At 72.9% G+C, this 26,175-nt stretch carries 25 protein-coding genes and 1 tRNA gene; 9 read left to right on the top strand and 17 right to left on the bottom strand.

Going from position 1 to position 26,175, the window contains the following annotated elements:
• Positions 1 to 6: 6 nt before the first annotated feature.
• The 3 genes from MFF61_RS18945 to cobD all read right to left on the bottom strand — a co-directional run bounded on the left by MFF61_RS18945 (position 7) and on the right by cobD (position 2,832).
• Entirely contained in the window at positions 7 to 273 is a 267-nt protein-coding gene (locus MFF61_RS18945; RefSeq protein WP_238237019.1) for a hypothetical protein, read from the bottom strand.
• 31 nt (positions 274 to 304) lie between these two features.
• Positions 305 to 1,609 (bottom strand): KpsE/RkpR family capsule polysaccharide export protein, encoded by a 1,305-nt coding sequence (locus MFF61_RS18940; RefSeq protein WP_238237017.1) that lies wholly within the window; start codon positions 1,607 to 1,609, stop codon positions 305 to 307.
• A gap of 209 nt (positions 1,610 to 1,818) precedes the next feature.
• Positions 1,819 to 2,832, bottom strand: coding sequence for a threonine-phosphate decarboxylase CobD (cobD, locus tag MFF61_RS18935; RefSeq protein WP_238237014.1), 1,014 nt, complete (start codon positions 2,830 to 2,832; stop codon positions 1,819 to 1,821).
• On the opposite strand from cobD, the gene cbiB reads away from it, so the two are divergent.
• Positions 2,831 to 3,817, top strand: a complete 987-nt coding sequence (gene cbiB, locus MFF61_RS18930; protein ID WP_238237012.1) for an adenosylcobinamide-phosphate synthase CbiB — start codon at positions 2,831 to 2,833, stop codon at positions 3,815 to 3,817. The two genes, cobD and cbiB, sit on opposite strands and share 2 nt — an antisense overlap.
• Positions 3,818 to 3,823: 6 nt before the next feature.
• Here the strand turns inward: cbiB and MFF61_RS18925 are convergent, their stop codons facing one another.
• The 8 genes from MFF61_RS18925 to MFF61_RS18890 all read right to left on the bottom strand — a co-directional run bounded on the left by MFF61_RS18925 (position 3,824) and on the right by MFF61_RS18890 (position 13,394).
• Positions 3,824 to 4,879, bottom strand: a complete 1,056-nt coding sequence (locus MFF61_RS18925; protein ID WP_238237010.1) for a GSU2403 family nucleotidyltransferase fold protein — start codon at positions 4,877 to 4,879, stop codon at positions 3,824 to 3,826.
• Positions 4,880 to 5,022: 143 nt separating this feature from the next.
• Positions 5,023 to 6,348: an MFS transporter gene (locus MFF61_RS18920; protein WP_238237008.1), complete on the bottom strand. Its 1,326-nt coding sequence runs from the start codon at positions 6,346 to 6,348 to the stop codon at positions 5,023 to 5,025.
• Positions 6,349 to 6,427: 79 nt separating this feature from the next.
• Positions 6,428 to 7,381 carry an efflux RND transporter periplasmic adaptor subunit gene (locus tag MFF61_RS18915; protein ID WP_238237006.1) on the bottom strand — a complete coding sequence of 318 codons (954 nt, stop codon included), beginning with the start codon at positions 7,379 to 7,381 and terminating at the stop codon, positions 6,428 to 6,430.
• A 12-nt stretch (positions 7,382 to 7,393) separates the two neighbouring features.
• Positions 7,394 to 7,597 (bottom strand): DUF1656 domain-containing protein, encoded by a 204-nt coding sequence (locus MFF61_RS18910; protein WP_238237004.1) that lies wholly within the window; start codon positions 7,595 to 7,597, stop codon positions 7,394 to 7,396.
• Positions 7,597 to 9,702 (bottom strand): FUSC family protein, encoded by a 2,106-nt coding sequence (locus MFF61_RS18905; protein ID WP_238237002.1) that lies wholly within the window; start codon positions 9,700 to 9,702, stop codon positions 7,597 to 7,599. Before MFF61_RS18905 ends, MFF61_RS18910 begins: the two co-directional genes overlap by 1 nt.
• A gap of 75 nt (positions 9,703 to 9,777) precedes the next feature.
• Complete coding sequence (locus MFF61_RS18900) at positions 9,778 to 11,118, bottom strand: lipopolysaccharide biosynthesis protein (protein WP_238236999.1); 1,341 nt, start codon at positions 11,116 to 11,118, stop codon at positions 9,778 to 9,780.
• Between the two features lies 1 nt (position 11,119).
• Entirely contained in the window at positions 11,120 to 12,079 is a 960-nt protein-coding gene (metA, locus tag MFF61_RS18895; protein ID WP_238236997.1) for a homoserine O-succinyltransferase MetA, read from the bottom strand.
• A 16-nt stretch (positions 12,080 to 12,095) separates the two neighbouring features.
• A complete protein-coding gene (locus MFF61_RS18890) occupies positions 12,096 to 13,394 on the bottom strand; it encodes an O-acetylhomoserine aminocarboxypropyltransferase/cysteine synthase family protein (RefSeq protein WP_238236995.1) in 1,299 nt (432 codons plus the stop codon).
• A gap of 320 nt (positions 13,395 to 13,714) precedes the next feature.
• Here MFF61_RS18890 and MFF61_RS18885 point away from each other — a divergent pair, with 320 nt between their 5' ends.
• Positions 13,715 to 15,496: a long-chain-acyl-CoA synthetase gene (locus MFF61_RS18885; RefSeq protein ID WP_238236992.1), complete on the top strand. Its 1,782-nt coding sequence runs from the start codon at positions 13,715 to 13,717 to the stop codon at positions 15,494 to 15,496.
• Positions 15,497 to 15,528: 32 nt separating this feature from the next.
• Here the strand turns inward: MFF61_RS18885 and MFF61_RS18880 are convergent, their stop codons facing one another.
• Positions 15,529 to 16,581: a substrate-binding domain-containing protein gene (locus MFF61_RS18880; protein WP_238237117.1), complete on the bottom strand. Its 1,053-nt coding sequence runs from the start codon at positions 16,579 to 16,581 to the stop codon at positions 15,529 to 15,531.
• A gap of 68 nt (positions 16,582 to 16,649) precedes the next feature.
• Here MFF61_RS18880 and MFF61_RS18875 point away from each other — a divergent pair, with 68 nt between their 5' ends.
• The 3 genes from MFF61_RS18875 to MFF61_RS18865 are packed head-to-tail and all read left to right on the top strand — an operon-like array spanning position 16,650 to position 18,897.
• Positions 16,650 to 17,345, top strand: coding sequence for an ABC transporter permease (locus tag MFF61_RS18875; protein ID WP_238236991.1), 696 nt, complete (start codon positions 16,650 to 16,652; stop codon positions 17,343 to 17,345).
• Complete coding sequence (locus MFF61_RS18870) at positions 17,342 to 18,064, top strand: ATP-binding cassette domain-containing protein (RefSeq protein ID WP_238236990.1); 723 nt, start codon at positions 17,342 to 17,344, stop codon at positions 18,062 to 18,064. The genes MFF61_RS18875 and MFF61_RS18870 overlap by 4 nt, the downstream gene beginning before the upstream one ends.
• The gene (locus MFF61_RS18865; RefSeq protein WP_373324752.1) at positions 18,034 to 18,897 is read left to right on the top strand and encodes an ABC transporter substrate-binding protein; all 864 of its coding nucleotides are present in this window, start codon (positions 18,034 to 18,036) and stop codon (positions 18,895 to 18,897) included. The genes MFF61_RS18870 and MFF61_RS18865 overlap by 31 nt, the downstream gene beginning before the upstream one ends.
• 74 nt (positions 18,898 to 18,971) lie before the next feature.
• Here the strand turns inward: MFF61_RS18865 and ctrA are convergent, their stop codons facing one another.
• On the bottom strand, positions 18,972 to 19,673 hold the full coding sequence (ctrA, locus tag MFF61_RS18860) for a response regulator transcription factor CtrA (RefSeq protein ID WP_238236987.1): 702 nt from the start codon (positions 19,671 to 19,673) through the stop codon (positions 18,972 to 18,974).
• 449 nt (positions 19,674 to 20,122) lie between these two features.
• Here ctrA and fliI point away from each other — a divergent pair, with 449 nt between their 5' ends.
• The 3 genes from fliI to mntR all read left to right on the top strand — a co-directional run bounded on the left by fliI (position 20,123) and on the right by mntR (position 22,671).
• Positions 20,123 to 21,484 (top strand): flagellar protein export ATPase FliI, encoded by a 1,362-nt coding sequence (fliI, locus tag MFF61_RS18855; protein ID WP_238236986.1) that lies wholly within the window; start codon positions 20,123 to 20,125, stop codon positions 21,482 to 21,484.
• Between the two features lie 139 nt (positions 21,485 to 21,623).
• Entirely contained in the window at positions 21,624 to 22,031 is a 408-nt protein-coding gene (gene fliJ / locus MFF61_RS18850; RefSeq protein ID WP_238236985.1) for a flagellar export protein FliJ, read from the top strand.
• 178 nt (positions 22,032 to 22,209) lie between these two features.
• Complete coding sequence (gene mntR / locus MFF61_RS18845) at positions 22,210 to 22,671, top strand: manganese-binding transcriptional regulator MntR (protein WP_238236984.1); 462 nt, start codon at positions 22,210 to 22,212, stop codon at positions 22,669 to 22,671.
• Positions 22,672 to 22,697: 26 nt separating this feature from the next.
• Here the strand turns inward: mntR and MFF61_RS18840 are convergent, their stop codons facing one another.
• The 3 genes from MFF61_RS18840 to MFF61_RS18830 form a co-directional block, all read right to left on the bottom strand.
• Complete coding sequence (locus MFF61_RS18840; protein ID WP_238236983.1) at positions 22,698 to 23,744, bottom strand: MaoC family dehydratase; 1,047 nt, start codon at positions 23,742 to 23,744, stop codon at positions 22,698 to 22,700.
• A 94-nt stretch (positions 23,745 to 23,838) separates the two neighbouring features.
• On the bottom strand, positions 23,839 to 24,153 hold the full coding sequence (locus MFF61_RS18835; protein WP_238236982.1) for an ACR/YggU family protein: 315 nt from the start codon (positions 24,151 to 24,153) through the stop codon (positions 23,839 to 23,841).
• Positions 24,154 to 24,163: 10 nt separating this feature from the next.
• Positions 24,164 to 24,451 carry a YggT family protein gene (locus MFF61_RS18830; RefSeq protein ID WP_238236981.1) on the bottom strand — a complete coding sequence of 96 codons (288 nt, stop codon included), beginning with the start codon at positions 24,449 to 24,451 and terminating at the stop codon, positions 24,164 to 24,166.
• Positions 24,452 to 24,558: 107 nt separating this feature from the next.
• Here MFF61_RS18830 and MFF61_RS18825 point away from each other — a divergent pair.
• Positions 24,559 to 24,634, top strand: a tRNA-Ala gene (locus tag MFF61_RS18825).
• A gap of 553 nt (positions 24,635 to 25,187) precedes the next feature.
• Here MFF61_RS18825 and MFF61_RS18820 read toward each other — a convergent pair.
• Positions 25,188 to 26,175 (bottom strand): flagellin (locus tag MFF61_RS18820; RefSeq protein WP_238236979.1); only part of this gene is annotated, 988 nt, incomplete at its 5' end.

Raw genomic sequence — 26,175 nt, 5'->3', positions numbered from 1 at the left:
GCCGGGTCAGGGCGGTGGTGCGGAGACTTGGCCGCGCTCGGCCGCCTCGATGGTCTGGCGGGCGAGGTGGCGGGTGATCAGCCCCTCGACCTCCCAGATCGTCTCCTCGACGAAATGCGCCTGAAGCTGGGCGCGGGCATCCGCCGGGTCGAGGGCATCGCGCTCCTGCAGCCGGCGCATGGCTTGGCGCACCACCCCGTAGACGGCCTCCCGCTCTGCACGGGACATCGACGGGGAGACCGCCCGGGCGATCAGGTCGGTGAAGTCCGACACGGCGGCCTCCTTCTCCGCGGTCGCGCCCCGCTCAGAGATTGTGGTCCTTGATGCCCGCGACCAGGAGCTTGATACAGCCCCAGCCCATGAACAGGCAGAAGAACGCGGTGAACAGGTCGTGGCCGCGCTCCGGCATGGCGGCGAAGTGCGGGACGGTCGGCGGCACGAAGGTCGCCAGATAGACGTGCTGCTTGCTTGCCGCGATGCGCGCACGCTCGAGGATCAGGATCGCGGACTCGTTCAGGCGCTCGGCGATGGTGCGCTCGATCTGCAGCTTCTCGAATTCGAGCAGCGCCTTGGCGGCATTGGGCGCGTCGACCGCCACGCCCTCGCTCGCGATCGAGTCCTGCAGCACCTTCATCTGGTGGTCGATCGCCGCGACGTTCGCCACGATCGCCTGGATCGACCGGGACTTCTCGTCGAGCGACGAGGAGCGCAGCACCTGCAGGTCGTTCTCCAGCTTGATCTTGTCCTTGCGCAGCGAGAGCAGCGTGGTGAACGTCGCCTCCGCCGACTTGATCGGATCGATGATGCCCCAGCGGTTGCGGAAGGCGTTGAGGGCCATGTGCGCGCGCTTCAGGCGCTCGCCGGCCTTCTCCACCTCCTCGCGGCTGTGGCGGATCATGTCCTCCTGCGCCCGGGCCGAGATCTGGTTCACCAGGGCCTCGGACCGCGCCACGACGTGCTTGGCGATCGCCAGCGAATCGTCGGGCGTGAAGGCGCGCACCTTCAGGGTGATGATGCCCGAGATCAGATCGATCTGGGAGGTCACGTGCTTGCGCCAGTACTTCAGCAGCTCCTCCACCGGCGTCTCGCCGGAGTAGCGCGCCCAGAAGTCGGCCTCGCGACGCGTGAACATGCCCGCCACGTTGAGCGCCGCCTGGGCGCTCTCCAGCATCGGCTTGCTGCGGATGAACTCGCGGACGATGTAGGTGTCCTGACTGTTGTTCTTCTGGATCAGACCGGAATACTCGTTGAGTCGGACGTCGCCGACCGGCTCGACTTCGCCGCGCACCGCGAAGCGGGCCTCGACCACGTACTGGTCCGAGGCGATCGCGAACAGGTAGAAGGCGATGAGCGCGGTCGGCAGGCCGACGAACAGGCCGAAGCTGCGCGCGAGGCGCACGGCGACCTTCGGGGGCTTGAAATCCTCGCCGGAGGCGGCCGGAATGCGGGTCCAGCGCAGCGGCTTCAGCACCTGCAGCAGGCGCGGACCCTTCGGCGCATCGACAGGCTCGATCGTCTCGGCATCCCGGCGCAGCTCGGGCAGCGTGCGCCGCGCGAAGGCGATGACGCTGCCGAGCCTGTCGCGCCGCTTGACCTCGTCCACGCTCATACCGCTTCGTCCTGCCTCCGTCCGCCCGGCCTCCCGGCCCCGTCATCCCCAGCGCGGAGCCACGGCCACGCTTGGTTGTGCGCTCCTCGTCGGCGAGGGTCAACGAGGCGCACCGTGTGGCTGGGGAGCGGGGCGGGACCGACCCTGCGGGTCCGCCGTGAGGTCCCGGTTTTTTGGGCCTTTTTGATGGCGCGGCCGTGTCGCCAGGGTCACGCGGGGGCGTCCCTGTGGAGGGTGCCGAGCGCGTCTTCGAGGCGCCGCCACGCCGCCTCATCCCCCGGCAGGCCGAAGCGGAGGTGATCCGGCGCGGCCTCGAAGCGGCGCACGAACAGGCCGGCCCGGCCGAGGCGGGCGAAGAGGCCCGGCGCATCCGCGAAGGCGGCGGTGCGAAACAGCCGCGTGCCGCCGACGATCCCTCCCCCCGCCGCCGCGAGGAGACCGTCGAGGCGCTGCGCATCCCGTCCGCGCTCCAGCGCGGCACGCTGCCGCCACCCCGCATCCGCGAGAGCGGCGCACCCGATGGCGATGGCTGGCCCCGACACCGCCCAGGGTCCGAGCGCGGCGCGGATCCGCCCGATCAGCGGGGGCCGCGCCACCGCGAAGCCGAGGCGCAGCCCGGCCAATCCGTAGGTCTTGCCGAAGGAGCGCAGCACCACCGCGCCGGCCGGCACCGCCACGCACAGGCTCTCGACCGGCTCCAGATCCGCGAAGGCCTCGTCCGCGACGAGCAGACCGTCCCGCGCCGCGACCGCGCCCGCGAGATCCGCGAGGTCGGCCCGGCTGTGCGTCCGCCCGTCGGGATTGTTGGGGTTGACCACCACCGCGACCTCGGCCCCGGTCATCGCGGCGAGCGCGTGCGTCTCCGCGACCGCGTGGCCGCCCCGCAGCCAAGCGGCGGCGTGCTCGGCGTAAGTCGGCCCGAGCACCGCCACCCGGCCCGGCGCCCGCAGCCGCGGCAGCACCTCGATCAGCGCCTGCGTGCCCGGGGCGGCGACGACATGGTCCGGCTCGGCGCGATAGGCCCGCGCGGCCTCCTCCTCCAGGCGGCGCAGGGCGGCGGGGTCGGGCAGGCGCTGCCACAGGCTGGCCTCGACGGCCGGGCACGGATAGGGGATCGGATTGATCCCGGTCGAGAGATCGATCCACGGCTCGGGCGCGTCGGGAAAGAGCCGGCGCGCCTCGCCGAGATCGCCCCCGTGCCGGATCGGTCCCTGAGCCGCCATGCCCGCCCTGCTGCATCCGCCCGACAGCCTCCTCGTGCTCGCCCTCGCCCTCGCGGCGGAGGCGGCCCTCGGCTATCCCGACCGCCTCTACAGGGCGCTCGGCCATCCTGTCACCTGGATCGGCCGCCTCATCGCCGCCCTCGACCGCAGCCTCAACCGGGAGGGGGCGGCCCCGGCGCAGCGCCGGGCGGCCGGCCTTCTCGCCCTCGCGCTCGTCCTCGCCGCCACGGCCGCGGGCGCCCTCCTGCTGACCCTCGCCGCGCAGGCGAGCGGGTTCGGGATCATCCTGTGCGGCCTCTTCGCCGCGAGCCTGCCGGCGCAGCGCAGCCTGCACGAGCACGTGGCGCGCGTCGCCGCGGGCCTGACGGAGGGAGGCCTCGCGGGCGGGCGCCGGGCGGTGTCGATGATCGTCGGGCGCAACCCCGAGACCCTTGACGAGGCGGCGGTCTGCCGCGCCGCGATCGAGAGCCTCGCGGAGAATTTTTCCGACGGGGTGGTGGCCCCCGCCTTCTGGATCGGGGCCGCGGGCCTGCCGGGCGGCGCGCTCTACAAGGCGGTGAACACCGCCGACAGCATGATCGGCCACCGCACGCCGCGGCACGCCGCCTTCGGCTGGGCGGCGGCGCGCCTCGACGACCTTGTGAACCTCCCGGCCTCGCGGCTCACCGCGGCGCTGCTGATCGGGGCGGCGCTCCTGCGCCCCGGCTGCTCGGCCCGCGGAGCCATGCGGGCGGTGCGCCGCGACGCGCGCCGCCACCGCTCCCCCAATGCCGGCTGGCCCGAGGCCGCGATGGCGGGCGCCCTCGGCCTGCGGCTCGCCGGCCCGCGCATCTACGGTACCACCCGGGTGGACGACCACTGGATGGGCGACGGCCGGGCGGAGGCCACCGCCGCCGATATCGGGCGCGCCCTCGCGCTCTACCGCACGGCCTGCGGGCTCCTGTGGGGCTTGGTTCTCGCGGCGGCGTTCGTCTCGCTGCGATGATGGGCCTCACCAGCCGGGTGTCAGCCTGCCCTCGTCCTCGGCGGAGGCCGGATGCGCGGCCAGATCGCCCGCGAGGGCGCGCAGCTCCTGCGGCAGGGTGCCGAGCGCCGGGTCGTCGAAGCGCAGCAGCGGCAGGCGGGTCGCGACCAGATCGGCCACGAGGCGGGCCTGTGCTGCGTCCCGCCCCCGCTTCGCGGGATCCCGGTCGCCACGCCCGGCGAGCCACGCCTTGTGGAGCGCGAAGGCACGTGGATCCGGCACAACGATGTCGAGCGGATAGCCTCTCTCGTCGATGATCGTCGTCGTGTGGCGCGGGACATTGACCAGCCAAGCCAGACCGTCGATCTCGACGGCCGTCAGATCATCGCCCGAGGACCCGATCCGGTTGCGGCGGGCGCGCGTCATGCGGTGCTTCGGCGTCGGCTGGATCAGGTCGACCATGTAGCCGTCCGCGTTCGTCGCCCGAAAGCTGCCTGCGCTCGTCGGTGCGAACGAGCGGTCGACCTTGCGCAGCAGGCCGACGAGGCCGGTCGTCGCCACGCCCTCGCCGACCAGCTTCAGCCGGGCGCGGGCATCGAACAGGAGGTCAATGTCCCCGGTGGCGAGCGACGCGCTCGCGATGCGCACGCCGGCCATCCGTTCGTAGGCGTAGAGCGCGTTGGTGCCGACGATCTCGATCGCTCCGCCGAGCAGGCCCGCGTCCCGAAGGGCCCGGACGATCCGAGCCGTCACCTGTGGCACGCGCCCGATGCCCAGCGCCCGGTTCACGGGCGAGAGTGCGTCGAGGCGCCCGGCCAGCCTCGCCACGCGCTCCCGGGTGCTCGATCGGCCGGCCTGGAACTGTTCGTAGGTCTTCTCGGTCTCGGCGTTGCGCGGGCCGATCGACTTCCAGATACCGGATTTTTTCCTGTACAGGTAGTCATGCCCCTGGACGGTCTTCCAGGACAAAGCGCCCGCGAAGCGTTCGTCGAGGTCCTTGCGCGCGAGGCGATACGCCACGAAGACCTGCTCCGTGTCGACCATCTGGCGCACCTGCTCGCCCGTCCAATCGACGTACGGCACCTCAGGGCTCCGCTCGTGATGAAGCAAGGATACGGGAAGTTCCGAACAAGTCATTCAAAAAAAGGAAATTATCCCCTATCGGAGCCAATCAGCCGAAAAAGGGGATAAATGCTATAAAATCAGGAGTTTAAGACGCGGAGGCGCTACCGCCCGGCCAAGGTCAGGTCGGAGGAGGATCCGGGGGCCGGGCGTCGCAGCACCGCCTGGGCGACGAACACCATCACGACGCCGACGAGCAGGCAGGCGGCCAGGAAGAGCATCGGGGTCAGATCGCTGCCGGTGCGGTCGCGGATCCACGGCACGGCGTTCTGGGCGACGAAGCCGCCGAGATTGCCCACCGAGTTGATCGCCGCGATGCCCGCCGCCGCGGTCGCCCCGCGCAGGAAGGTCGGCGGCAGTGACCAGAAGACCGGCTGCCCCGAGAAGATGCCGGCGGCCGCGACGCACAGGCAGATGAACTTCAGGGCCGCCCCCGGCACCACCACGCTGAGCGTCAGGGCGGTCGCGCCGATCAGCGCCGGGCCGGCGATGTGCCACGTGGTCTCGCCGGTCCTGGCGGCGTGGCGCGGGACCCACCAGAGCGCGAGCGCCACCACTGCCCACGGGATCACGTTGAGGAAGCCGTTGACGGTGTTGGACACCCCGAAGCCCTTCACGACGGTCGGCAGCCAGTAGCTCAGCCCGTAGGCGGCGAGCGGGAAGGCCACGTAGAGGAGCGCCAGGATCAGCACGCGCCGGTCGAGGAGCACCCGGAAGGGGTTCGCATGCTCGGTGCGCGGGGTGGCGGCGGCCTCGCGGGCGAGCGAATCGGCGAGCCATCGCTTCTCCTCGGCCGGGAGCCAGCGGGCCGATTGCGGGCCGTCCGGCAGGGCGAAGAAGACATAGACGGCGAGCAGGACCGCGGGCAGGCCGGTCGCCACGAACACCCATTGCCAGCCGCGCAGGGACAGTAGGCCGTCGAGGTCGAGGAGCGCGCCGCCGATCGCCGCGCCGACCGCGTTCGCCAGCGCGCTCGCGATCATGAACCAGCCGACCATGCGCCCGCGGTGGCTCTGCGGGAACCACAGGGTGAGGGCGAACAGCACCCCGGGAAAGAAGCCCGCCTCCGCGGCGCCGAGCAGGAAGCGCAGCACGTAGAACATCGCCGTGCCCTGCGTGAAGCCGAGCAGGATCGTGATGACGCCCCAGGTCGCCATGATCCGGGTGAACCACAGCCGGGCGCCGACCTTCTCCAGCACCACGTTCGCCGGCACCTCGAACAGGAAGTAGGCGACGAAGAACAGGGACGCGCCGAGGCCGTAGGCGGCCTCGCTCAGTCCGAGATCCCCCACCATCTGCAGCTTGGCGTACGAGATGTTCTGCCGGTCGATGTAGGCGATCAGGTACATCAGGCCGAGGAGCGGCATCAGCCGCCGGGTGATCCGCTGCACCGTGCGGGTGCCGAGCGCGTCCAGCTCCTGCTCTGCCATCGGGGGATCCTCCTGAGCCGGCTTGCCGTCCCGGCTTCGCTGCGGAGGTAGGGCCGTCCTCCCTCGGGGGAAGCGCTCCTCAGCTGCGGCGCTGCCCGGCGAGGTTGCCCTTCAGCGCCTCCCAGCCGCGCCACAGCCCGCCGAGGGGGCGCGGCTCGGCACCATCGGCCGGGCGCACCACCACGGTCGCGGTCCGCCCGATCGTGAGCTGGCGGGCCTCGGGCGAGGGATCGAGGGCGATCCGCACCGGGACGCGCTGGGCGAGGCGCACCCAGGCGAAGGTCGGGTTGATGTTGGCCAGCAGGTTCGCACTCGCGCCGCGCTCGCGATCCTCGATGCCGGCGGCCACGCTCTCGACGCGGCCCGAGAGATCCACGCCGCCGCCCATCAGGTGGACGCTGACCGGATCGCCGATGCGGATCCGGTGGAGCTTCGTCTCCTCGAAATAGCCCTCGACGTGCAGCGTGTCGCTGTCGACGAGCGCCATCACGGCCCGGCCGGTCGCCACGTAGGCGCCCGGGCGCAGATCCAGGTTCGTGATGCGGCCGTTGACGGCGGCCCGCACCTCGGAGCGGTCGAGGTTGAGCTTGGCGAGATCGCGGTCGGCCACCGCCTGGTCGTGGGCGGCCCGCGCCCCCTCCTCGGTGGCGAGCGCGGCTTCGAGGCGCTGCTGCGAGACCACGTTGTCGCTGAGCTGGCGGTAGCGCGCGAGGTCGGCCTCGGCCTGGGTGAGCGTCGCCTTGCGCCCGGCCACCACCGCCTCGGCCTGCCGCAGCGCCAGCGCGAAGCGCTCCGGATCGATGCGGAACAGCACGTCGCCGCGCGTCACCGCCTGGTTGTCGCGCACGACCACTTCCCGCACCAGCCCGGAGACGTCGGGGGCGACGCCCACCACCTCGGCGCGCACCCGCCCGTCCCGGGTCCAGGGCGCGTCGAGGTAGTAGTCCCAGAGGGCGACCCCGACGACGAGGGCGACGACGAGGAGCGCGCCGGTGACGGCGAAGCGGCCGAGGAAGCGGAAGAGGCGGGACATGGGAGGGCGGGCTCAGGTCAGGCGCGCGGCCGCGGCCGCGATGGCGCCGAGGCAGACGACGGTCAGGGCGAGATCGAAGAGCGGCCGGTGCCAGACGAAGCGGTAGAGCCCGGCCCGGGCGAGAAGGCGGCGCAGGACGAGGCTCACGCCGAAGGCCAGCACCGCGTAGACGAGCAGGGCCGGCACGAACACGCCGTAGAGGTCGATGTCGGGCATCAGGCCGCCTCCCGCAGCCCGGCGGGATGGGGCTCGTAGGGCGGCGCATCCGGGCAGAGGCCGCGGCGCAGGCCTGCGAGGCCGAGCAGCGCATCGCGCCGACCATCCTGACTCACGTTCTGCCGGTCCTGCAGACCGGACCCGTCCTCCGGACCGGACCCGTCCTGCGGGCCGGAGCCGGGCGCGGCCCCGATCACCCGCAGGGCGGCGTCGATGCCGGCGATGAGGCCCGAATCGGCCGTGCCCGGCGGGCGGCGGTAGTGACGCGCCACGCCGTCCAGCACCCCGTCGAGGAGGCCGACGAGATCGCCCGGCAGGGCGTGGCGGGCGCGGCGCAGCACGACGAGGTTCATGCCGACGCGCAGCTCCGCCAGGGTGTCGACGCGCCGCAGCGCGCTCCCGGCCGGCGCGGCGGCGAGGCGGGGCACGAGAAGCCCGATCCGGTCGAGCATCAGCGACGCGAAGGCGACGCGGTCGCCGCGCCCGCGCCTCTCGGCCGCCCGCGCGAGGTCGCGGCGGTTCGCGGCGAGCAGCCGCCATGCGCCCTGCTGCGCCCCCACCGCGCGGGTGAGCTGGGTGACGAGGGCGGCGATCCAGATGCCGGCGATGAGGGCCATGCTCGAATTCACGAAGGAGGAGAACTCGGCGTTGTAGCGATCCTGGATCGCCAGGAGGGCGTTGCCGTTGACGCCGAGTGCAGTGCCGGCCGCGGCCGTGGCCGGGTTCGCCATCAGCAGGCCGCAGAGCAGGAGCGGCGGTGCGAGCACGAGCGCCAGCGTCACGGCATCGTGCACCCGGGGCAGCACTCCGAACAGCAGCACGCCGGCCCCGACTGCCGCCACCGCCGACCATTGCGCGAAGCCCAGGATGGAGGGGGTTGGGTCGTCCTTGGCGGCGAACAGGCAGCACAGTACCGCCGCCATCATGGCGGCCGTCGCCCCGTCCGGCCACGCGGTGGCGATCCACAAAGCCGTGCACAGGCTCATGGAGACGATCACGCCCAGGGCGGAGCGCAGGGCCATGCCGTGGTCCCGGTGGAGCGGCGCCCTGGCGGCGAACTCGCCCCCGAAGGCGAGATCCTCGCGCAGCGGGCCGCCGCCGCGGGCGACATGCTCCTCCAGGGTGCGGCAATCCCGCGAGAGGGCGACGAGTTCGCGCAGCCGGTCGAGCAGGCTCGCCCGCAGCAGGCAGGCCCAGTCGGGGTTCGGCGGCAGGCCGCGCTCGGCTTCCGCGATGCGGGCCTGCAGGGCGGGCTCGTCCCCGCGCGGGGCGCCGGCCTTCGACCACGCCTCGACGGCGCCCAGGAGGTCGCGCAGATCCCGCGTCAGGCCCGAGACGGCACGAAGCGCCCGGATGCGGTCGTCGAGGGACGAGAGCACCGGCAGCAGCATCAGCATGCGCCCGCGCAGGGTGCGCACCCAGGGCGCGGCGGTGGCCTGGGCCGAGGTGTCGTAGGCGAGGTGCGCGGCCAGGAGATCGATCTCGCCCGCATCCGCCGCGAGGCGCAGGCGCCGTGCCCGCACCTCCAGGTCCTCGGCGCCGCCGGACAGCACCTCCCCGGTCCAGCGGCCGGCCTCCTCCAGCCATGCGGCGATGCGCCCGGCCACCACCGGGGCGACGGATTGCGGCAGGACGAGGCTCGACACCAGGGCGGCGCAGAGGATGCCGAGCGTGATCTCCTCGGCCCGCGCCACGGCGGTGTCGAAGATCGCGGCCGGATCGGTGACGGCCGGGAAGCCGATCAGGGCCGCCGTGTAGCCGGCGAGCATGAAGAGGTAGCTGCGCGGGGTGCGGTCGAGGAGCGAGAGATAGAGGCAGCCCGCCGTCCAGAGCGCCAGCGCCAGGGTGAGCAGTTCCGGCGCACCGACGAGGTTGGGCACCAGCGCCACGGCCGCCGCGACGCCGATCAGGGTGCCGCCGACCCGGTACGCGGCCTTGGCCCGCGTCGCCCCCGCGAGGGCCTGCGCGGTAATGTAGACGGTCGCCATCGCCCAATAGGGCCGCGGCAGGTCGAACCACAGCGCGAGGCCGAGCGCGAGCAGGGCCGCCGCGCAGGTCTTGGCGGCGAACAGCCACGCGCGCCAGGGGGGGACGGGGAGCGTCATGGTGGGCTCCCCGCCCCCGCCGCACCGCCGGGCGCCGGGACGATCCGGAATCGCATGGAGGAGAGATAGTGCGCGTCAGGCCGCCGCCATCCGGGCCGGCCACAGCGCCAGCACGTCGGTGCGGATCTCCCCGAGCCTGCGCAGCGTCACGGCGGTGCCGAGGATCCAGGCGGCGTAGCTCGCCAGCACCGCCAGGGCCGCCCCGACGACGCCGAAGGCGGGCGTGAGGGCGAGGTTGGCGAGCACGAGGACGGTCAGCGCCGCGACGCAGAGGCGGGCATTGAGCCCCTGCGCGCCCGTGAGGGTGAGGAGATGGGCGCTCGGGCCGGCGAGCGCCCGCAGCAACTGGCTGCCGATCAGGATCGCGAGCACGGGCACGCCCTGGCGGAACTCGGGGCCGAACAGGCCGAGCAGCGGCTCGCCCGCCAGCAGGACGACCGCGAGGGCCGCGAGGGTCGCGGCGGTCGGCAGCCGCATCGCCCGGCGCACGATGCGCCGCATGGCCGTGAGGTCGCCGGCCTGGCGGGCCTCCGCGAAGTCCGGTACCGCCATCTGCTGGGTGACCTGCACCACGTAGCCGACGAGCAGCGCGAGCTTCAGGCACAGGCCGAACACCGCGACCTCGGCCGGCGGAAGGAAGGGCGCCACGCACAGGATGCCGAGATCGGCGAAGATGTTGGTGTAGAGCGAGAGCAGCACCAGCGAGCGCGCCTCGGCCCGCCAGCGGCGCGCGAGCCGCCGCTCCGCGCGCCGCGGGCGGCGCCACGCCGGCAGGTGACGGCGCATCAGCCTGAACTGCACCACGGCGATGAGCCCGGTGAGCCCGGCGAAGAGCCCCGTCACCACCGCCCCCGAGGCCCCAGGCATCGCCAGCCCGAGCCCCGCCACCAGCAGGAGGAAGCAGGCCGGCCGCACGATGCCCTCGGGCACGTAGCACAGGCCGAACAGGCGCAGCGCGCCCGCGAGATTGGTGAAGGTGGTGAGGGCGGTGGTCGCCACCACCATCAGGCCGGCGATGACGCCGCAGGCGCGCGTCTGCGGAGGAAGGCCCGGCCAGAACAGGCTGGCCGCCGCGATCAGCGCCCCGAAGGCGAGCGCCGCGCCGAGGCCGTCGCGGACCGAACGGGTCACGAAGGCCGCGAACAGATCCTGCCGGGCCTCATCGCGGTAGCGGACCGCGAAGCGCGGCGCGATCTGCGGATAGCCCTGGGCGGCCACGAGCCCGGCAAAGATCGCGAGGCTCGTCGCCGCATAGAACAGGCCGAGATCCTCGGCGCCGACGATGCGGGCGAGCAGGGCCTGGGCGGCGAAGCCGAAGCCCGCGCCGCCAAGACGCATCGCCGCGAGCGCCGCCGAGCCCCGCATCAGCCGCGACAGGCGGGCGGCCACGGATCGGCCAAGCGGACCGGGCGCCATCTCAGGAAGCCGCGAGCGCGCCGGTGCGGGCCAGGCGACCGCGGCGGGCGCCCACCAGCGCCAGCCAGTTCGCGAACAGGCCCGCGGCGGCCTCCGGCCAGGGCGCGCGGACCGGCGCAGGGCAGGGCGGCGGATCCTCCTGCCCGCCGGGCGCCAGCCGGCCCGCGACATCCGCCAGGCGGGCCGCGACCTCCGGGTCGAAGTAATGGGCGGGCGGATGGGGCCGGTCGGCGCGCTCGCCGTCGCGATAGCGCAGGAGGTCGCGGCGATACTCGCGCGCGAGGCTGTCGGGGTCGTATTCCGGATGCCCCTGCAGGAAGACGAGCAGGCTCGGTCCCGGCTTGACGAACAGGTCGACGCCGGCTTCCTCGGAGCGGGTCAGCACCGCGTAGCCGGCGGCCGCGAGGTCGGCCTCGGGCAGGTCGTTGTAGCGGGAATGCGGCACCGGCAGCGGATCGGGCAGGCCCGCGAGCAGCGGGTGGCGGCCGGTCGCCCGGCAGGCGAACACGCCCGAGCGCTTGGCTGGAAGCCGCCGCCGCGCGATCCCGTCGCGATGCAGCACGGCGGCATGGGCGGCGAGGCAGGAGAACAGGGTCGAGACGGTGTGCTCGGCCGCCCAGTCGATCGCCCGGGTCAGCGCCGGCCAGTAGGGCTCGTCGGGCAGCGAGGCCGCCCGGGGTTCGCAGCCCGTGACGATCAGCGCGTCGAGCCCCGCGCTCTCCATGGCGTCGGCGGGGGCCGAGCGGGGCCCGAGGTAAGCGGCGGCCTGCGGGCCGCGGGCGATCTCCGGCAGGTGAAAGCGCAGGAGGCGTACCCCCGGCCCGAGCAGCCGCGCGAACTGGCGCTCGGTCGCGGCGAGCGCGGCATCCGGCATGTTGTTGAGGAGGCCGACCGTGAGCCGCTCGGGGATCCCGGCGGGGCGCGGGCGCGGTGCGGGCAGGTCGAGGGCGGAGGGATGCATCGCGGCCTCCCGGGGATCACTCGGCGGCGCGGATCAGGCTGCGGCTCGCGGCCGTCAGCGCCTGATCGAGGTCGGCCAGGATGTCGTCGATGTGCTCGATGCCGACCGAGATCCGGATGGTCTCGGGCAGCACGCCCGCGTGGCGCTGCTCCTCCGGCGACATCTGCCGGTGGGTGGTCGAGGCCGGGTGGCAGGCGAGCGACTTGGCGTCGCCGATGTTGACCAGCCGCTTGACCAGGGCGAGGGCGTCGTAGAAGGCGGCCCCGCCCGCGTAGCCGCCCCGCACCCCGAAGGTGAGGAGCGAGGAGGCGCGCCCGCCGAGATACTTCCGGGCCATCGCGTAGTGCGGGCTGTCCGGGAAGCCGGCGTAGTTCACCCAGGCGACGCGCGGGTCGTCGCGCAAGAAGTCGGCCACGCGGCGGGCGTTCTCGACGTGGCGCTCGACGCGCAAAGCCACGGTCTCGATGCCCTGGAGGAGCAGGAAGGCGCTCAAGGGGCTCAGCACCGCGCCGGTGGTGCGCTGGTAGACGCTGCGCGCGCGGGCCGCGAAGGCGCCCGCCCCGAACCGCTCGGCGTAGACGAGGCCGTGATAGGAGGCGTCCGGCTCGCAGAACATCGGGAAGCGGTCCGCCTGCGCCATCCAGTCGAAGCGCCCGCCATCCACGATGATGCCGCCGAGCGTGGTGCCGTGGCCGCCCATGAACTTGGTGAGCGAAGCCACCACGATGTCCGCCCCGTGGTCGAGGGGGCGCATCAGGATCGGGGTCGCGACCGTGTTGTCGACCACCAGCGGCACGCCGCGGGCGTGCGCGACCTCGGCGAGCGCGGCGATGTCGCAGATGTTGCCGGCCGGGTTGCCGATGCTCTCGCAATAGACCGCGCGGGTCTCGCGGTCGATCAGGCGGGCGACGTCCTCGGGCTGGTCGCTGGCGGCGAAGCGCGTGCGGATGCCCTGGCGCGGCAGCACGTGGGCGAAGAGGGTGTGGGTGGTGCCGTAGAGCTGGGGCACCGAGACGATGTTGCCGCCGCAATCGGCGAGCGTCGCGATGGCGTAGTGGAGCGCGGCCTGGCCGGTCGCGACGCTCAGCGCCGCGTGCCCGCCCTCCAGGTCCGCGACGCGCCGCTCCAGCACCGCGTTGGTCGGGTTGGCGATGCGGCTGTAGCGGTAGCCGTCCTGTTCCAGGTTGAACAGGGCGGCGCCGTGGTCGGCGCTGTCGAACGCGTAGGCGACGGTCTGGTAGATCGGCACCGCCACCGCCTTGGTGGTCGGGTCGTCCTCGTAGCCGGCATGGATCGCGATCGTCTCAGGCCGCATCGTCCCGTTCCCCAAGCCTCGAAGCCTCTCCCGGGCCCTGCAAGGCGCGCACCCGCCGATTCCGTGCCGTTCTCGGACAACCGGGCGCCGCCCCGCGGTCGGGACGCGGGCAGACTGGGCCGGCGAGGGTTGCGGCTTGCTTCCCGGGACCCGGGAAAGGCCCGCCGTGCCGGGATAACCGGTCGGCATGCTTGAGGATGTCTTGCGGCGATCGCGGCAAGGCCCCGCGCCGGTCCGGTCGCCGACCGATTCAATCGTTTCTTCAGGCTTCGGCCCCACCTTGGCCCGCACGTCACTGGGGAAGGTGGGAGATCGGGCGCATGGCGGCGGCAGGCGGATCGGCCGTGCGGCAGGGGCAGGTCCCCGCCCCGCCCGGCGGCTGGCTCGGGGCGCTGGAGCGCACGTCCCGGATCGGGACGCAACCGTCCCGCATCCTGCCGCGGGTGATCGACGAACTCGGGGTCGCGCACGGAGCCGCCCCGGCACTGATCGGCGAGACCGAGATCCTGAGCCATGCGGGGCTGGCGGCCCGCGCCCGCCGCTACGCCCGCTGGGCCGTGGCGGCGGGCCTGCGGCCCGGCGAGACGGTCGGGCTGCTGATGCCGAACGGCCCCGACTACATGGCGGCGTGGCTCGGGATCAGCCGGGTCGGTGTCCGGGTGGCGCTCCTCAACACGAACCTCGCGGGGCAGAGCCTCGCCCATTGCCTGTCGGTCGCCGAGCCCCGCCACCTGATCGCCTCGCCGGGGCTGCGCGCCGCCTACGAGGGCGCGGCGGACCACCTCGCCGAGCGGCCCCGGCTCTGGGCGGAAAACCTCGCCGAGGCGCTGGCGCCGTGCGACGACGGGCCGTTCGCGGTGAGCGAGGAGCGGCCCGTCACCCTCGCGGACGCGGCCCTCTACATCTACACCTCGGGCACCACGGGCCTGCCCAAGGCCGCGCGGGTGAGCCACCACCGGGTGATGACCTGGAGCCACTGGTTCGCCGGCCTGATGGCGACGACCCCGGACGACCGGCTCTACACCTGCCTGCCGATGTACCACAGTGTCGGCGGCGTCGTGGCGACCGGCAGCGTCCTCGTCGGCGGGGGCGCCGCGGTGGTGCGCGAGCGCTTCTCCGCCCGGCGCTTCTGGGACGACGTCGCCGCGGAAGGCTGCACGCTCTTCCAGTACATCGGCGAATTGTGCCGCTACCTCCTGGCCGCGCCGGCCCATCCGCTGGAGCGCGCCCACCGCCTGCGGCTCGCCGCCGGCAACGGCCTGCGCCCGGAGGTCTGGGAGGCGTTCCAGGCGCGCTTCGCAATTCCCCGCATCCTCGAATTCTACGCCGCCACCGAGGGCACGCTGTCGCTCTGCAACGTCGACGGCCGGGTCGGCGCGGTCGGCCGGGTGCCGCCCTTCCTGCGGCACTCCTCCCCGGCGGCGATCGTCCGCCACGACCTCGAGACCGGGATGCCCCTGCGCGGGGCGGACGGGCATTGCCTGCGCTGCGCGCCCGACGAGGCGGGCGAGCTCATCGGGCGGCTCAGCCGCGAGGTCGGCGCGCAACGCTTCGAAGGCTACACCAGCGAGGCGGCGAGCGACGCCAAGGTGCTGCGGGACGTCTTCGCCCCCGGGGACGCGTGGTTCCGCACGGGCGACCTGATGCGGGTCGACCGCCAGGGCTTCTACTTCTTCGTCGACCGGGTCGGCGACACCTTCCGCTGGAAGGGCGAGAACGTCGCCACCACCGAGGTCGCCGCCGCCCTCGCGGACGCGCCGGGCGTCGCCGAGGCCGTGGTCTACGGCGTCGCGGTGCCGGGGGCGGAGGGCCGGGCCGGGATGGCGGCCCTGCGGGCGGCGCCGGAATTCGATCCCGCGGTGCTGCGCGCCCATCTCGCCGCGCGTCTGCCGGCCTATGCCCGGCCGCTCGTCCTGCGCCTGTGCGCCGCCTTCGAGATCACCGAGACGTTCAAGCAGAAGAAGCAGGGGCTGGCCGCCGAGGGCTTCGATCCACGGCGGATTGCTGACCCGCTCTATCTCGACGATGCCGCGGCGGGGGCCTACCGGCCGCTGGATGCCGCGCTCTACGAGGCGGTGGTGCGGGGCGAGGTGCGGGTGTGACCGCAGCTCGTCACTGAGCGCACGCCGCATCCCTACCCCTCGTCCGCACGGGAGACGCGACCTCGCGCCTCGGCCGTCGAAGGTGACCCTTGGCCCGGGGATGGCGGCGCGTATCCCACCGCTGTCGCCGCCGCCCGTCGGGCGGCCTCGGCCAGCTCCGTGCTCCAGGCGCCCTCGGCCTCGCGGCGTACGGCCAGGAAGTAGGTCTCCGTTCCGAGCGACAGGAAGGCGAGGCCGAACCGGTCGGCGACCGCGCGGGTGCCCATGCCGGCATCGGCCGCTCCCGAGGCGATGAGGGCCGCGACCGCCTGATGCGTGAACTCCTCCATGCCCGTGGAGGCCAGGGCGCCGGGATCGAGGCCCGCCTCGGTCCACAGGCGCTCGAACCACAGCCGCGTGCCCGAGCCGCGCTGGCGCTGGACGAGCCGCGCGCGGGCGCGCGGCAGGTCGGCGAGCGCCGCGATGCCGAGCGGGTTGCCCGGCGCCAGCATCAGCCCCTGCTCGCGGGAGAACAGCGGGCGGACGGCGAGCCCCGGATCGGCGAAGGCGGCCGCGAAGGCCGAGCCCGGCGCTGCCGCGTGCGCGCCGAAGTGGAACCCCGCCGCCGCGGCGCGCCCGTCGCCGACCAGCGCCAGCGCGTCCAGGCTCCCAGTCGTGACGAGGTCGAGGTCGGGCCGCGCGGCGGCGAGTTCGGCGAGGAGCGGGTCGTGGCTCGCGGCGAGACGCAGCGGCGCGGAAGCCGGCCCGAGCAGGCCGGCGAGGCGTCGGGCGAGGGTCCGCTCCTCGGCCGCGAGCGCGTCGCGGAACGCCCCGAGGCTGTCGCCCAGGGCCTCGCGCAAGCCGTCGCCGAAGGGCGTCAGCACGGTGCCGTGTCCCTTGGTCTTCTCCGCCACCGCCCGGCCCAGCGCCGCTTCGAGGGCGGCGATGCGCCCCCAGACCGCCCGGTAGGACAGGCCGAGCCGAACCGCCGCCCCCTGCACCGAGCGCTCCGCCGCCAGCGCGTCGAGGAGCGCGAGCGTCGGCCCGAGCGACACTTCCGCCCGCCCGTCGGTCCACGATCCCGTCGGGGCGAGCCGCACGCGCATATGCAAGTGGTTTCCTATTGAGTCGGCGGTCCTGCTCATAGCATCAGCGGCCCGGGAGGGGCAGCCGCATGCTCGCCACGCTGCAGGAGACGCTCGCCAAGCTCGCGAGCCTCGACCGGGAGGTCGTGGCGATCGCGTGGCTGTCGCTGCGGGTCAGCGTCTCGGCGGTGCTGCTCGGCTCGTGCCTTGGCATCCCGCTCGGCGCGCTCGTCGCCGTGACGGCCTTTCCCGGGCGCCAGACGGTGATCGGGCTCCTCAACGCCCTGATGGGCCTGCCGCCGGTGATCGTCGGCCTCGTCCTCTACCTGCTCCTGTCCCGCTCCGGCCCGCTCGGGCCGTTCGGCCTGCTCTTCACGCCGGGGGCGATGATCGCGGCCCAGACCGTGCTGGTGGCGCCGCTCGTCGCGGCCCTCTCGCGCCAGATCCTGGCCGACGCCGAGGCGCATCTCGGCGAGCAGCTGCGCTCGCTGCGGCTGCCGCCCGTGCGGCGGGCGGCGGCGCTGGTGTTCGATGCCCGCTTCTCCCTCGTCACCGTCGTGCTGGCGGCCTTCGGGCGGGCGATCTCGGAGGTCGGGGCGGTGCTGGTGGTGGGCGGCAACATCGCCGGCCAGACCCGCACCATGACCACCGCGATCTCGCTCGAAACCCAGAAGGGCGACCTGCCCCTGGCGCTCGCCCTGGGGGCAGTGCTGATCGGGCTGGTGATCGTGCTGAACGCCGCCGCCTCGCTGCTGCGCGCCTACGCGCTGAGGGCCTACGGATGAGCGCCGGCCTCCCCATCATCCTCGACCGGCTGAGCTTCCGGGCGGGCGGGCGGGCGATCCTCGACGGCGCCAGCGCCCGGATCGAGCGGCCCGGCATCACCGCGGTGATCGGCCCGAACGGCGCCGGCAAGAGCGTTCTGCTGCGCCTCCTCGACGGCCTTCTCCCGCCGAGCGGCGGCGCGATCCGGATCGGCCGCGGCGAGCCGATCCGCCGCGCCTTCGTCTTCCAGCGCCCCGGCCTGCTGCGGGCGAGCGCGCGCCGCAACGTGGCGCTTGCGCTCGGCGGCCTGCCTCGTCCGGAGCGGGCCGAGCGGGTGCGGGCCGCCCTCGCCCTGGTGGGACTGGAGGGGCGGGCCGACGACCCGGCCACCAAGTTCTCGGGCGGCGAGCAGCAGCGGCTCGCGCTGGCCCGCGCCTGGGCGGCCGCGCCCCACGTCCTCCTCCTGGACGAGCCGACCGCCAACCTCGACCCGGCCGCCACCGAGGCGGTGGAGCGGGTCGTCGCCGGCATGGCGCGGGAGGGCACCAAGGTGCTGATGGTCTCCCATCATCTCGGCCAGGTGGCGCGCCTCGCCGACGACGTCCTGGTCCTGGCCGCCGGTCGCGTGGCCGAGCACGGCCCCGCCCGCCAAGTGCTGTCCGATCCCCGTTCGCCCGATGCCCGGGCCTACCTCGCCGGAGAATTGCCGTGGACCGCCTTTGCCGCCTGCTGTGCCTGAAACTCGGCTTGGGTTTCGGCCTGGGTCTCGGCCTGAGCCTCGCCGCCGCCCTGCCCCCCGGCGTGGCGCGGGCCGCAGAGGGCATCACCGTCGCCTCCACCACCTCGACGGAGCAATCGGGGCTGTTCGGCCACCTGCTGCCGCGCTTCACCGCGGCCACCGGCATCGCCGTGCGGGTGGTGGCGCTTGGCACCGGCCAGGCCCTCGATGTCGGCCGCCGGGGCGACGCCGACGTCGTCCTCGTCCACGACAAAGACGCCGAGGAGGCGTTCGTGCGCGACGGGGCGGGGGTGAGGCGCGTCCCGGTGATGTACAACGACTTCGTGGTGGTGGGGCCGAAGGCGGACCCGGCGGGCGCGTCCGGCCGCGACGTGGCGGCGGCGTTCCGCAGGATCGCGGAGGCCAAGGCGCCCTTCGTGTCGCGCGGCGACCGCTCGGGCACGCATGCGGCGGAGCTTCGGGTCTGGCGCGAGGCCGGCCTCGATCTCGGGGCGGTGCGGGGGGCGTGGTACCGGGAGATCGGTCAGGGCATGGGACCGGCGCTCAACGCGGCCTCCGCCACCGGCGCCTACCTGCTCGCCGACCGCGGCACCTGGCTCTCGTTCAAGAACCGTATCGACCTCGCGGTCCTGGTCGAGGGCGACAAGCGCCTGTTCAACCCCTACGGGGTGATCCTGGTGAACCCGGCGCGGCATCCGCACGTGAAGGCGCGGGAGGGGCAGGCCTTCATCGACTGGCTGGTCTCGCCGGCGGGCCAGCAGGCGATCGCGGGCTACAGGATCAACGGCGAGCCGCTGTTCAGTCCCGACGCGGCCGGGACGGCGGGGCACTGAGGCTCGGCCGGCCACGCCTGGGCGCCGCGAGGTTCGTCGGCGACGCCCCGGCGGGCCGGGGCGCCGGGTCCGGGTCAGACCGCGATGCGGTCCTCGTCGTCGGCGGGCTCGCGCAGCACGTAGCCGCGGCCCCACACCGTCTCGATGTAGTTCTTGCCCTGGCTGGCATTGGCCAGCTTCTTGCGCAGCTTGCAGATGAAGACGTCGATGATCTTCAGCTCGGGCTCGTCCATGCCGCCGTAGAGATGGTTGAGGAACATCTCCTTGGTGAGGGTGGTGCCCTTCCGGAGCGAGAGGAGTTCCAGCATCTGGTACTCCTTGCCGGTGAGGTGGACCCGGGCGCTCGCGACCTCGACGGTCTTCTGGTCGAGGTTGACCACGAGGTCGCCCGTGGTGATGACCGACTGGGCGTGACCCTTGGAGCGGCGCACGATCGCGTGGATTCTCGCGACCAGTTCATCCTTGTGGAAAGGTTTGGTGAGGTAGTCATCGGCCCCGAAGCCGAGGCCCTTCACCTTGTCCTCGATCCCGGCCATGCCGGACAGGATCAGGATCGGCGTCTTGACCTTGGCGACCCGCAGCGAGCGGAGCACCTCGTAGCCCGACATGTCGGGGAGGTTCAGGTCGAGGAGGATGATGTCGTAGTCGTACAGCTTGCCGAGATCGACGCCTTCCTCGCCCAGGTCGGTGGTGTAGGTGTTAAAATTCTCGGACTTGAGCATCAATTCGATGCTCTGCGCCGTGGCGCTGTCGTCCTCGATCAGAAGTACGCGCATCTCAGGTCCCCAAGCCCTGGCCCTTAAGGGTGAGGCAAGCCCCCGCCGCCCATCCGCCATCGGCCGCTGGCGGATGCCCGTCTGTTTCCGAATCGCGACGCTATGCCATGAGCGTTAACAAAGCCTGATTCACTCCCGCAAGCGTCTTGTATCGCCCTGTTGTGCCGGGAGTTTCGGCGTTGTCGTTCCGTTCTGCCCGCTCTCGCGCCGCGTCCACGACCCTTCTCGTGTGGAATCGGCCTAAGCGATTCCAAAGATTCAAACCTGTGTCGATTGTGGCATCGGCGACACTCACCGGCTGTTCTTGCCGGCAGGCGTCGCCCTCCCTCTCCTGACCAGTGTTAAGGAGAGGGGTAAACGGAAGGTTGATGCGAGGCGGCCGCAGGCCCGGTGCCCACAGCGCCGGAGGAGCTTGTGGCGCCGGCGCGACGGGAACGGGAGCGGCTGCGATGCCGGCGGAGGAGACGGGTCCGGCGGGACGCCTCGCGGCGGCGCGGGCGGTGCTCGACGGCATCGAGGGACTGGAGGTCTTCGGGCGGGTGGTGGCGATCCGCGGCCTCCTGATCGAGGTCGCCGGGCCGGTGGCGGCCATGCGGCTCGGCGGGCGCCTCGACATCGTGGTGGAGGAGCGCGCCGGCCAGGACGGCGTGGTGCCCTGCGAGATCATCGGCTTCTCGGGCGCGCATGCGCTCGCCATGCCGTTCGGCTCGCTCCAGGGGGTCCGCCGCGGCTGCCCGGCCCGGGTGCGGGCGGAGGGGGCGGGCGCGATCCGGCCGAACCGCGGCTGGCTCGGGCGGGTCGTCGACGCGCTCGGCCGGCCGATAGACGGGCTCGGGCCGCTGCCCGCCGGTCCCCTGCCCTATCCGCTCCAGGCCGACCCGCCCCCGGCCCATGCGCGCCGCCGCGTCGGCCCGCCCCTCGATCTCGGCGTGCGCTGCATCAACACCTTCCTGACCATGTGCGCGGGCCAGCGCATGGGCATCTTCGCCGGCAGCGGCGTCGGCAAGTCGGTGCTGCTCTCGATGCTCGCCCGCTACACCGCCGCGGACGTGGCGGTGATCGGGCTCGTAGGCGAGCGCGGGCGCGAGGTGCAGGAATTCCTGCAGGACGACCTCGGGCCGGCGGGCCTCGCCCGCTCCGTCGTGGTGGTGGCGACCTCGGACGAGCCGGCCCTGATGCGCCGCAACGCCGCCTACGTGACGCTGGCGCTCGCCGAGCACTTCCGCGATCAGGGCGCGCAGGTGCTGTGCATGATCGACTCGATCACCCGCTTCGCCATGGCGCAGCGCGACGTCGGCCTCGCGGCGGGCGAGCCGCCCACCGCCAAGGGCTACACGCCCACGGTCTTCAGCGAATTGCCGCGCCTCCTGGAGCGGGCCGGCCCCGGCACCGGGGCGGGGTCGATCTCGGGGCTGTTCACGGTGCTGGTCGAGGGCGACGACCACAACGAGCCGGTGGCGGATGCGGTGCGCGGCATCCTCGACGGGCACATTGTGATGGAGCGGCGCATCGCCGAGACCGGGCGCTACCCGGCGATCAACGTGCTGCGCTCGGTCTCGCGCACCATGCCGCGCTCCTGCGACCCGGCCTTCCTGCCGGTGGTGCGCCGCGCCCGCCGGGTGCTGTCCACCTATGCCGACATGGAGGAGCTGATCCGGCTCGGCGCCTATCGGGCCGGCTCCTCGGCGGAGGTGGACGAAGCGGTGGCGCTGATGCCCGATCTAGAGGCTTTTCTGGGGCAGGGTAAGGAAGAAGCAACCTCCCTCCGCGAAGGTTATCAGCGCCTGGCCGCGATCGTCGGCGGGGCGTGAGCCGGTGCGTCGCCGCTGCCGAGCCCGCGAGCCCTGAGGCGTCCTCGCCGACGCCTCGCGGCGCCGCGGGTCCCTGGCGGCCGGCCGGCGGACGCGGACGAGCGGGCACGCCGTCCCGAGCGCGTGGAGTGGGGAAACGATGAAATCGCGCGAGACGCTCATCCGGCTGCGACGCTTTCAGGTGGACGAGAAGCGCCGGCGCGTCACCCAGATCGAGACGATGATCGCCGACTTCGCCCGCATGGCGGCCGAACTCGACCGCGAGATCGCCCAGGAGGAGCAGCGCGCCGGGATCTCCGATCCGGCCCATTTCGCCTATCCCACCTATGCCCGCGCCGCCGCCCAGCGCCGCGACAACATCCGCCGCTCCGCCAGCGACCTCGATGCCCAGCTCGCCGAGGCCAAGGGCCATCTGGCGGATGCCTTCGAGGAGCTGAAGAAGGTCGAGATCCTCGACGACCGCGAGCGCTCCGCCGAGCGCGCGGTTGAGAGCGCCCGCGAGCAGGCCGACATGGACGCGATCGGCCTCGGCCGCGCCCGGGCCTGACCGCGCCGTCGGCGCGGTGCCGGTCATCCGGCGGAACGCCATGGTCCGGCGGAACGCCATGGTCCGGCGGAACGCCGGACGGGAGTGCGCCCGGCTCCCTCTGCACACCCGGTCCGTCCTCGGATAGAAGGGAGGCGTGGCGCGCGATCCCATCCCGAGAGGCGGACGAACCCGATCCATGCAGGACCTGTCCCGAGACGGCCGGGACGAGCCCGGGCTCGTCGACGCCGAGGCTCATTCGGCCGGCTTCCGCCAGGTCCGCGAGGCGCGCCGTCTCGAACTGGTCGAGGATTACGTCGAGCTGATCGCCGACCTGATCGGCGACGGCGGCGAGGCACGCCAGGTCGACATCGCCGCCCGTCTGGGGGTCGCCCAGCCCACCGTCGCCAAGATGCTCAAGCGCCTCGCCGAGGACGGGCTGGTGCAGCAGCGCCCCTACCGCGGGGTTTTTCTCACCGAGGCCGGCCGCGCGCTGGCCGAGGAGGCGCGCGAGCGCCACCGCATCGTGGAGTCCTTCCTGCTGGCCCTCGGGGTCAGCCCCGACGTCGCGCGCTGCGACGCCGAAGGCATCGAGCACCACGTCAGCCGCGAGACCCTGGAGGCGTTCCGCCGCTTCGTCTCGGGCCGCTCCGACGCCTGAGCGGGCGCGGCCCGCGGCGGGCCGCCTCAGCGCGGCATCAGCGCCCAGTAGTCGAGGTCGAGGATCACCGCCGGGTCGTAGCCCTCCCCAGCCCGGTCCGGGAAGGCGCCGCAGGGCTGGTTCTTGGTCGCGACCGTGCGCAGGCGCAGCGCCCCGACATCGCTGCGGCCGGGCAGGTCGGCCACCGCCAGCACCTCGCTCCAGGCATAGACCGTGTCACCGGCGAACAGCGGCGCCACATGCCGCCCGGCATTGATGCCCGCGATCCCGAAGGCGTTGCCCAGCCCGTTGAAGCTCAGCGCCCGGGCGAGCGAGATCACGTGCCCGCCATAGATCAGCCGGCGCCCGAACCGGGTCTCCTTCACCGCGTGGGCGTCGAAGTGGACCTTGGCGGTGTTCTGGTAGAGCCGGGTGGCGATCTGGTGCTCGGCCTCCTCGACGGTCATGCCGTCGACGTGGTCGATGCGCTCGCCCGCCGCATAATCCCCGAGCCGGTGCGGGCTGCCCGCCAGCGCGGCGTCGTAGGCGTGCGCATCGAGCGCGGGCAAGGCCGCCGCGAGATCGGCGGGCGCCACCGACTTGGCGAGGTGCGGCACCGCCCCCTCCGCGACGGTGGCCTGCGGGTCGCGCTTGCGCACCAGCACCCAGCGGCAATAGGTCAGGACCGCCTCGCCCGCCGCGTCGTAGCCGGTGGAGCGCACGTAGACGACCCCGGTCTGCCGGTTCGAGCTCTCCTTGAGGCCGATCACCTCCGAGACCGACGACAGGGTCTCGCCCGGATAGACCGGGCGCAGGAACCGCCCCTCGGCGTAGCCGAGATTGGCGAGCGCATTGAGCGAGATGTCGGGCACCGTCTTGCCGAACACCACGTGGAACACGAGCAGATCGTCGAGGGGCGCCTGCGGGTAGCCGAAGGCCCGCGCGAAGGCGTCCGACGACTGCACGGCGAAGCGGGAGCCGTAGAGCGCCGTGTAGAGCGACGCGTCGCCCGTGGTGACCGTGCGCGGCGTGGCGTGCCGGATGGTCTCGCCGAGGCGGAAATCCTCGAAGAAGCGGCCCGGGTTGGTCTTCATCGTCGTCCCTCGAAGACGGCTGGTGGGGGCGCGGCCGCCCGGCTGCGCCCCCACCTTGTCGCACTGCAGCAGAGCGGGTGCGAGTGGCCTTTCGTCAACCCCCCACGGCCGCGGCGAGCCGGGCCGCCAGGGCCTCGCCGTCGCCGGCGATGCGGAACAGCTTGGCGCGGGCGCTCGCGCCGGCCGCGAGCGCGACCGACCCGGCCGGGCAGCCGAGGGCCTCCCTCAGCACGTCCCGGATCGCCGCGTTGGCGGCCCCGTCCGCGGGGGCCGCTCGCACCCGCACCTTGAGGACGCAGGAGCCGTCCGCCCGCTCCTCGACCCCGTCGAGGGCGTCGCGTCCGCCCCGCGGGGTGGCGCGCACCCGCACCTCCAGGCCGCCGGCCACCACGCGCCAGGGCCGCGCCATGCCCGCCGCCTCAGGCCAGCGAGGCGAACACCTCGAACATCAGGTTGCGCAGGAAGAACAGCAGCAGCACCAGGATGATGGGCGAGATGTCGATGCCCCCGAGATTCGGCAGCACCCGCCGGATCGGCCGCAGCGCCGGCTCGGTGACGCGGTAGAGGAATTCCCCGATCTGCGACACGATCGGGTTGCGCACGTTCACGACGTTGAAGGCCACGAGCCAGCTGAGGACCGCGCTGGCGATCAGCAGGTAGACGTACAGGGTGATGACGTTGTCGATGAGCCAGAGAAGCGAGCGCATGCGCGGTCCGTAGGTCCTCGTCGCCCGAGAAGGCACGATGTGCGGTTCGAGGCGGGAAGGGAATTGACAGGCTGAAGCGGGCCGGCCTACAAGGCCCCCGCCTCGCCGGGGCTGTAGCTCAGATGGGAGAGCGCCGCAATCGCACTGCGGAGGTCAGGGGTTCGAATCCCCTCAGCTCCACCAACCTCTTCGCCGGAACGGTTTACCGTTCCGAGGCCGAGGGTTGATGGAGGGCGCGAGGCACCTGCACCACGATCGATACGTCTCCGGTTCGGAAGCCGGATCGTCGCTGCGCGTGGTGTGCGGAGTCCGCATCACCGCCTGCGCCACGCCTCGTTCGCGAGCTTGGCGCGCCGGGCAGCATGGTCCCGCGGTCGGCCGTCCGGCCGTGTGCCCGGCTCGACTGGTCGAAGTCGCGCGCGGTGGACGATGTCGTCAGATCAGGCACAGCTGCCGGCCAAGTATCGCCCTGTCGCGGCGCTGCGATTTATGTCGATGCCAAGCTGGAACCGGCGCGCGTGGCGGCCGTTTGCAGTGTGTCGCGCGATGATCGTTGAAATCAGCAACAGGTGAAACGGAACTGATAGTCTCAACACCAGGCGCCCGGTCCGGGTTCTGAACCCCGGCCGGGCGTTCTGTTGTCCAGGCGGCTACGGCGAAGGATGAGCTTCGCGACGGCGGAAGGATGTGGGCCGTCCGGCAGGGGCCGGACGGGCCCGGCGCGGCGGAGCCTCGCTCAGCGGAACAGCGTCAGGATCGACTCGCCCGAGGAATTGGCGATGCTCAGCGCCTGGATCGCCAGCTGCTGCTGGGTCTGAAGCGCCTTCAGCTTGGTCGATTCCTCCTCGATATCCGCGTCCACCAGCGTGCCGACCGTGCGGTCGTTGGCCTTCATCAAGGTGTCGACGAAGCTCATCTGGCCGTCGATCTGGGTCTTGTTGGCGCCGAGCTTGGTGCCGGCATCCGTTACTTTCGCCAGCGCCCGGTCGACCTGGGTGATGATGGCCTTCAGCGCGGTATCGCCGGCGGTTCCCGCCAGACCCGAGATGTCGATGGTGCTCACCGCGAAGCTCGTGAGCCCGTCGATCGTGTCGAGGATGCCGCGGCCCGCCGTGGTGCCGGCCGCCGAGCCGCTGCCGATGCGCGTGTCGGTGGGGGCCGTGCCGGTGCCGAAGCCGACATCGATCAGCGTGTAGGTGGCAGTTGGCGCGACGTTCTGGATGGCAATCTGGGCATTCGTCCCCGCCCCCGTTGCCGTGGTCTGGAAGGTCAGCCGGCCCGACGTGTCGAGGGAGGCCCGCACCTTGCCGGCGAGCGGGGTGACGGCGGTGTCAGCGGCGATCTGGTTGTTGATGGCGTCGAGGAACTCGGTGGTGGTGACCGCCGCGAGGTTCGCCACCGCCGAGGACAGGGTGGTGTTGTTCAGCGTGATCGTCGCGGTGGAGCCGTCGCCGAGCGTCAGGTCGAACTTCACCTCGTTGGTGCCGCCGAAGTTCGCGGTGCCGCCGGTGAAGCCCGCCGTGCCGGTGAGCGACGTGGTGCCGAACACTTGGCCGGACGTCGCCGGGGTGTTCACGCTCGTCGCGTTCGCGTCGTAGAGCTTGATGCCTTTGACGTCGACGTTGATGGTGGAGAAGGCGAGCGCGCCGGCGACGCCGCGGGAGAAGCCGGCGACGACCTGCTCGGTGGCTTGGTAGGCGGGGTTGGTGGGGGCGGAATCGACC

The organism is Methylobacterium isbiliense (assembly GCF_022179325.1).
GTDB classification, from domain to species: Bacteria; Pseudomonadota; Alphaproteobacteria; order Rhizobiales; family Beijerinckiaceae; genus Methylobacterium; species Methylobacterium isbiliense.
The sequence above is the reverse complement of the archived record's forward strand: the minus strand, read 5'-3'. Positions and strand labels throughout refer to the sequence as shown.

Excerpts from the sequence above, each read along its gene's own strand:
- MFF61_RS18940 (WP_238237017.1), bottom strand. The coding sequence starts at position 1,609 with ATGAGCGTGGACGAGGTCAAGCGGCGCGACAGGCTCGGCAGCGTCATC.
- cbiB (WP_238237012.1), top strand. The coding sequence starts at position 2,831 with ATGCCCGCCCTGCTGCATCCGCCCGACAGCCTCCTCGTGCTCGCCCTC.
- cobD (WP_238237014.1), bottom strand. The coding sequence starts at position 2,832 with ATGGCGGCTCAGGGACCGATCCGGCACGGGGGCGATCTCGGCGAGGCG.
- MFF61_RS18920 (WP_238237008.1), bottom strand. The coding sequence starts at position 6,348 with ATGGCAGAGCAGGAGCTGGACGCGCTCGGCACCCGCACGGTGCAGCGG.
- MFF61_RS18915 (WP_238237006.1), bottom strand. The coding sequence starts at position 7,381 with ATGTCCCGCCTCTTCCGCTTCCTCGGCCGCTTCGCCGTCACCGGCGCG.
- MFF61_RS18910 (WP_238237004.1), bottom strand. The coding sequence starts at position 7,597 with ATGCCCGACATCGACCTCTACGGCGTGTTCGTGCCGGCCCTGCTCGTC.
- MFF61_RS18905 (WP_238237002.1), bottom strand. The coding sequence starts at position 9,702 with ATGACGCTCCCCGTCCCCCCCTGGCGCGCGTGGCTGTTCGCCGCCAAG.
- MFF61_RS18900 (WP_238236999.1), bottom strand. The coding sequence starts at position 11,118 with ATGGCGCCCGGTCCGCTTGGCCGATCCGTGGCCGCCCGCCTGTCGCGG.
- metA (WP_238236997.1), bottom strand. The coding sequence starts at position 12,079 with ATGCATCCCTCCGCCCTCGACCTGCCCGCACCGCGCCCGCGCCCCGCC.
- MFF61_RS18890 (WP_238236995.1), bottom strand. The coding sequence starts at position 13,394 with ATGCGGCCTGAGACGATCGCGATCCATGCCGGCTACGAGGACGACCCG.
- MFF61_RS18885 (WP_238236992.1), top strand. The coding sequence starts at position 13,715 with ATGGCGGCGGCAGGCGGATCGGCCGTGCGGCAGGGGCAGGTCCCCGCC.
- MFF61_RS18880 (WP_238237117.1), bottom strand. The coding sequence starts at position 16,581 with ATGCGCGTGCGGCTCGCCCCGACGGGATCGTGGACCGACGGGCGGGCG.
- MFF61_RS18875 (WP_238236991.1), top strand. The coding sequence starts at position 16,650 with ATGCTCGCCACGCTGCAGGAGACGCTCGCCAAGCTCGCGAGCCTCGAC.
- MFF61_RS18870 (WP_238236990.1), top strand. The coding sequence starts at position 17,342 with ATGAGCGCCGGCCTCCCCATCATCCTCGACCGGCTGAGCTTCCGGGCG.
- ctrA (WP_238236987.1), bottom strand. The coding sequence starts at position 19,673 with ATGCGCGTACTTCTGATCGAGGACGACAGCGCCACGGCGCAGAGCATC.
- fliI (WP_238236986.1), top strand. The coding sequence starts at position 20,123 with ATGCCGGCGGAGGAGACGGGTCCGGCGGGACGCCTCGCGGCGGCGCGG.
- fliJ (WP_238236985.1), top strand. The coding sequence starts at position 21,624 with ATGAAATCGCGCGAGACGCTCATCCGGCTGCGACGCTTTCAGGTGGAC.
- mntR (WP_238236984.1), top strand. The coding sequence starts at position 22,210 with ATGCAGGACCTGTCCCGAGACGGCCGGGACGAGCCCGGGCTCGTCGAC.
- MFF61_RS18840 (WP_238236983.1), bottom strand. The coding sequence starts at position 23,744 with ATGAAGACCAACCCGGGCCGCTTCTTCGAGGATTTCCGCCTCGGCGAG.
- MFF61_RS18835 (WP_238236982.1), bottom strand. The coding sequence starts at position 24,153 with ATGGCGCGGCCCTGGCGCGTGGTGGCCGGCGGCCTGGAGGTGCGGGTG.
- MFF61_RS18830 (WP_238236981.1), bottom strand. The coding sequence starts at position 24,451 with ATGCGCTCGCTTCTCTGGCTCATCGACAACGTCATCACCCTGTACGTC.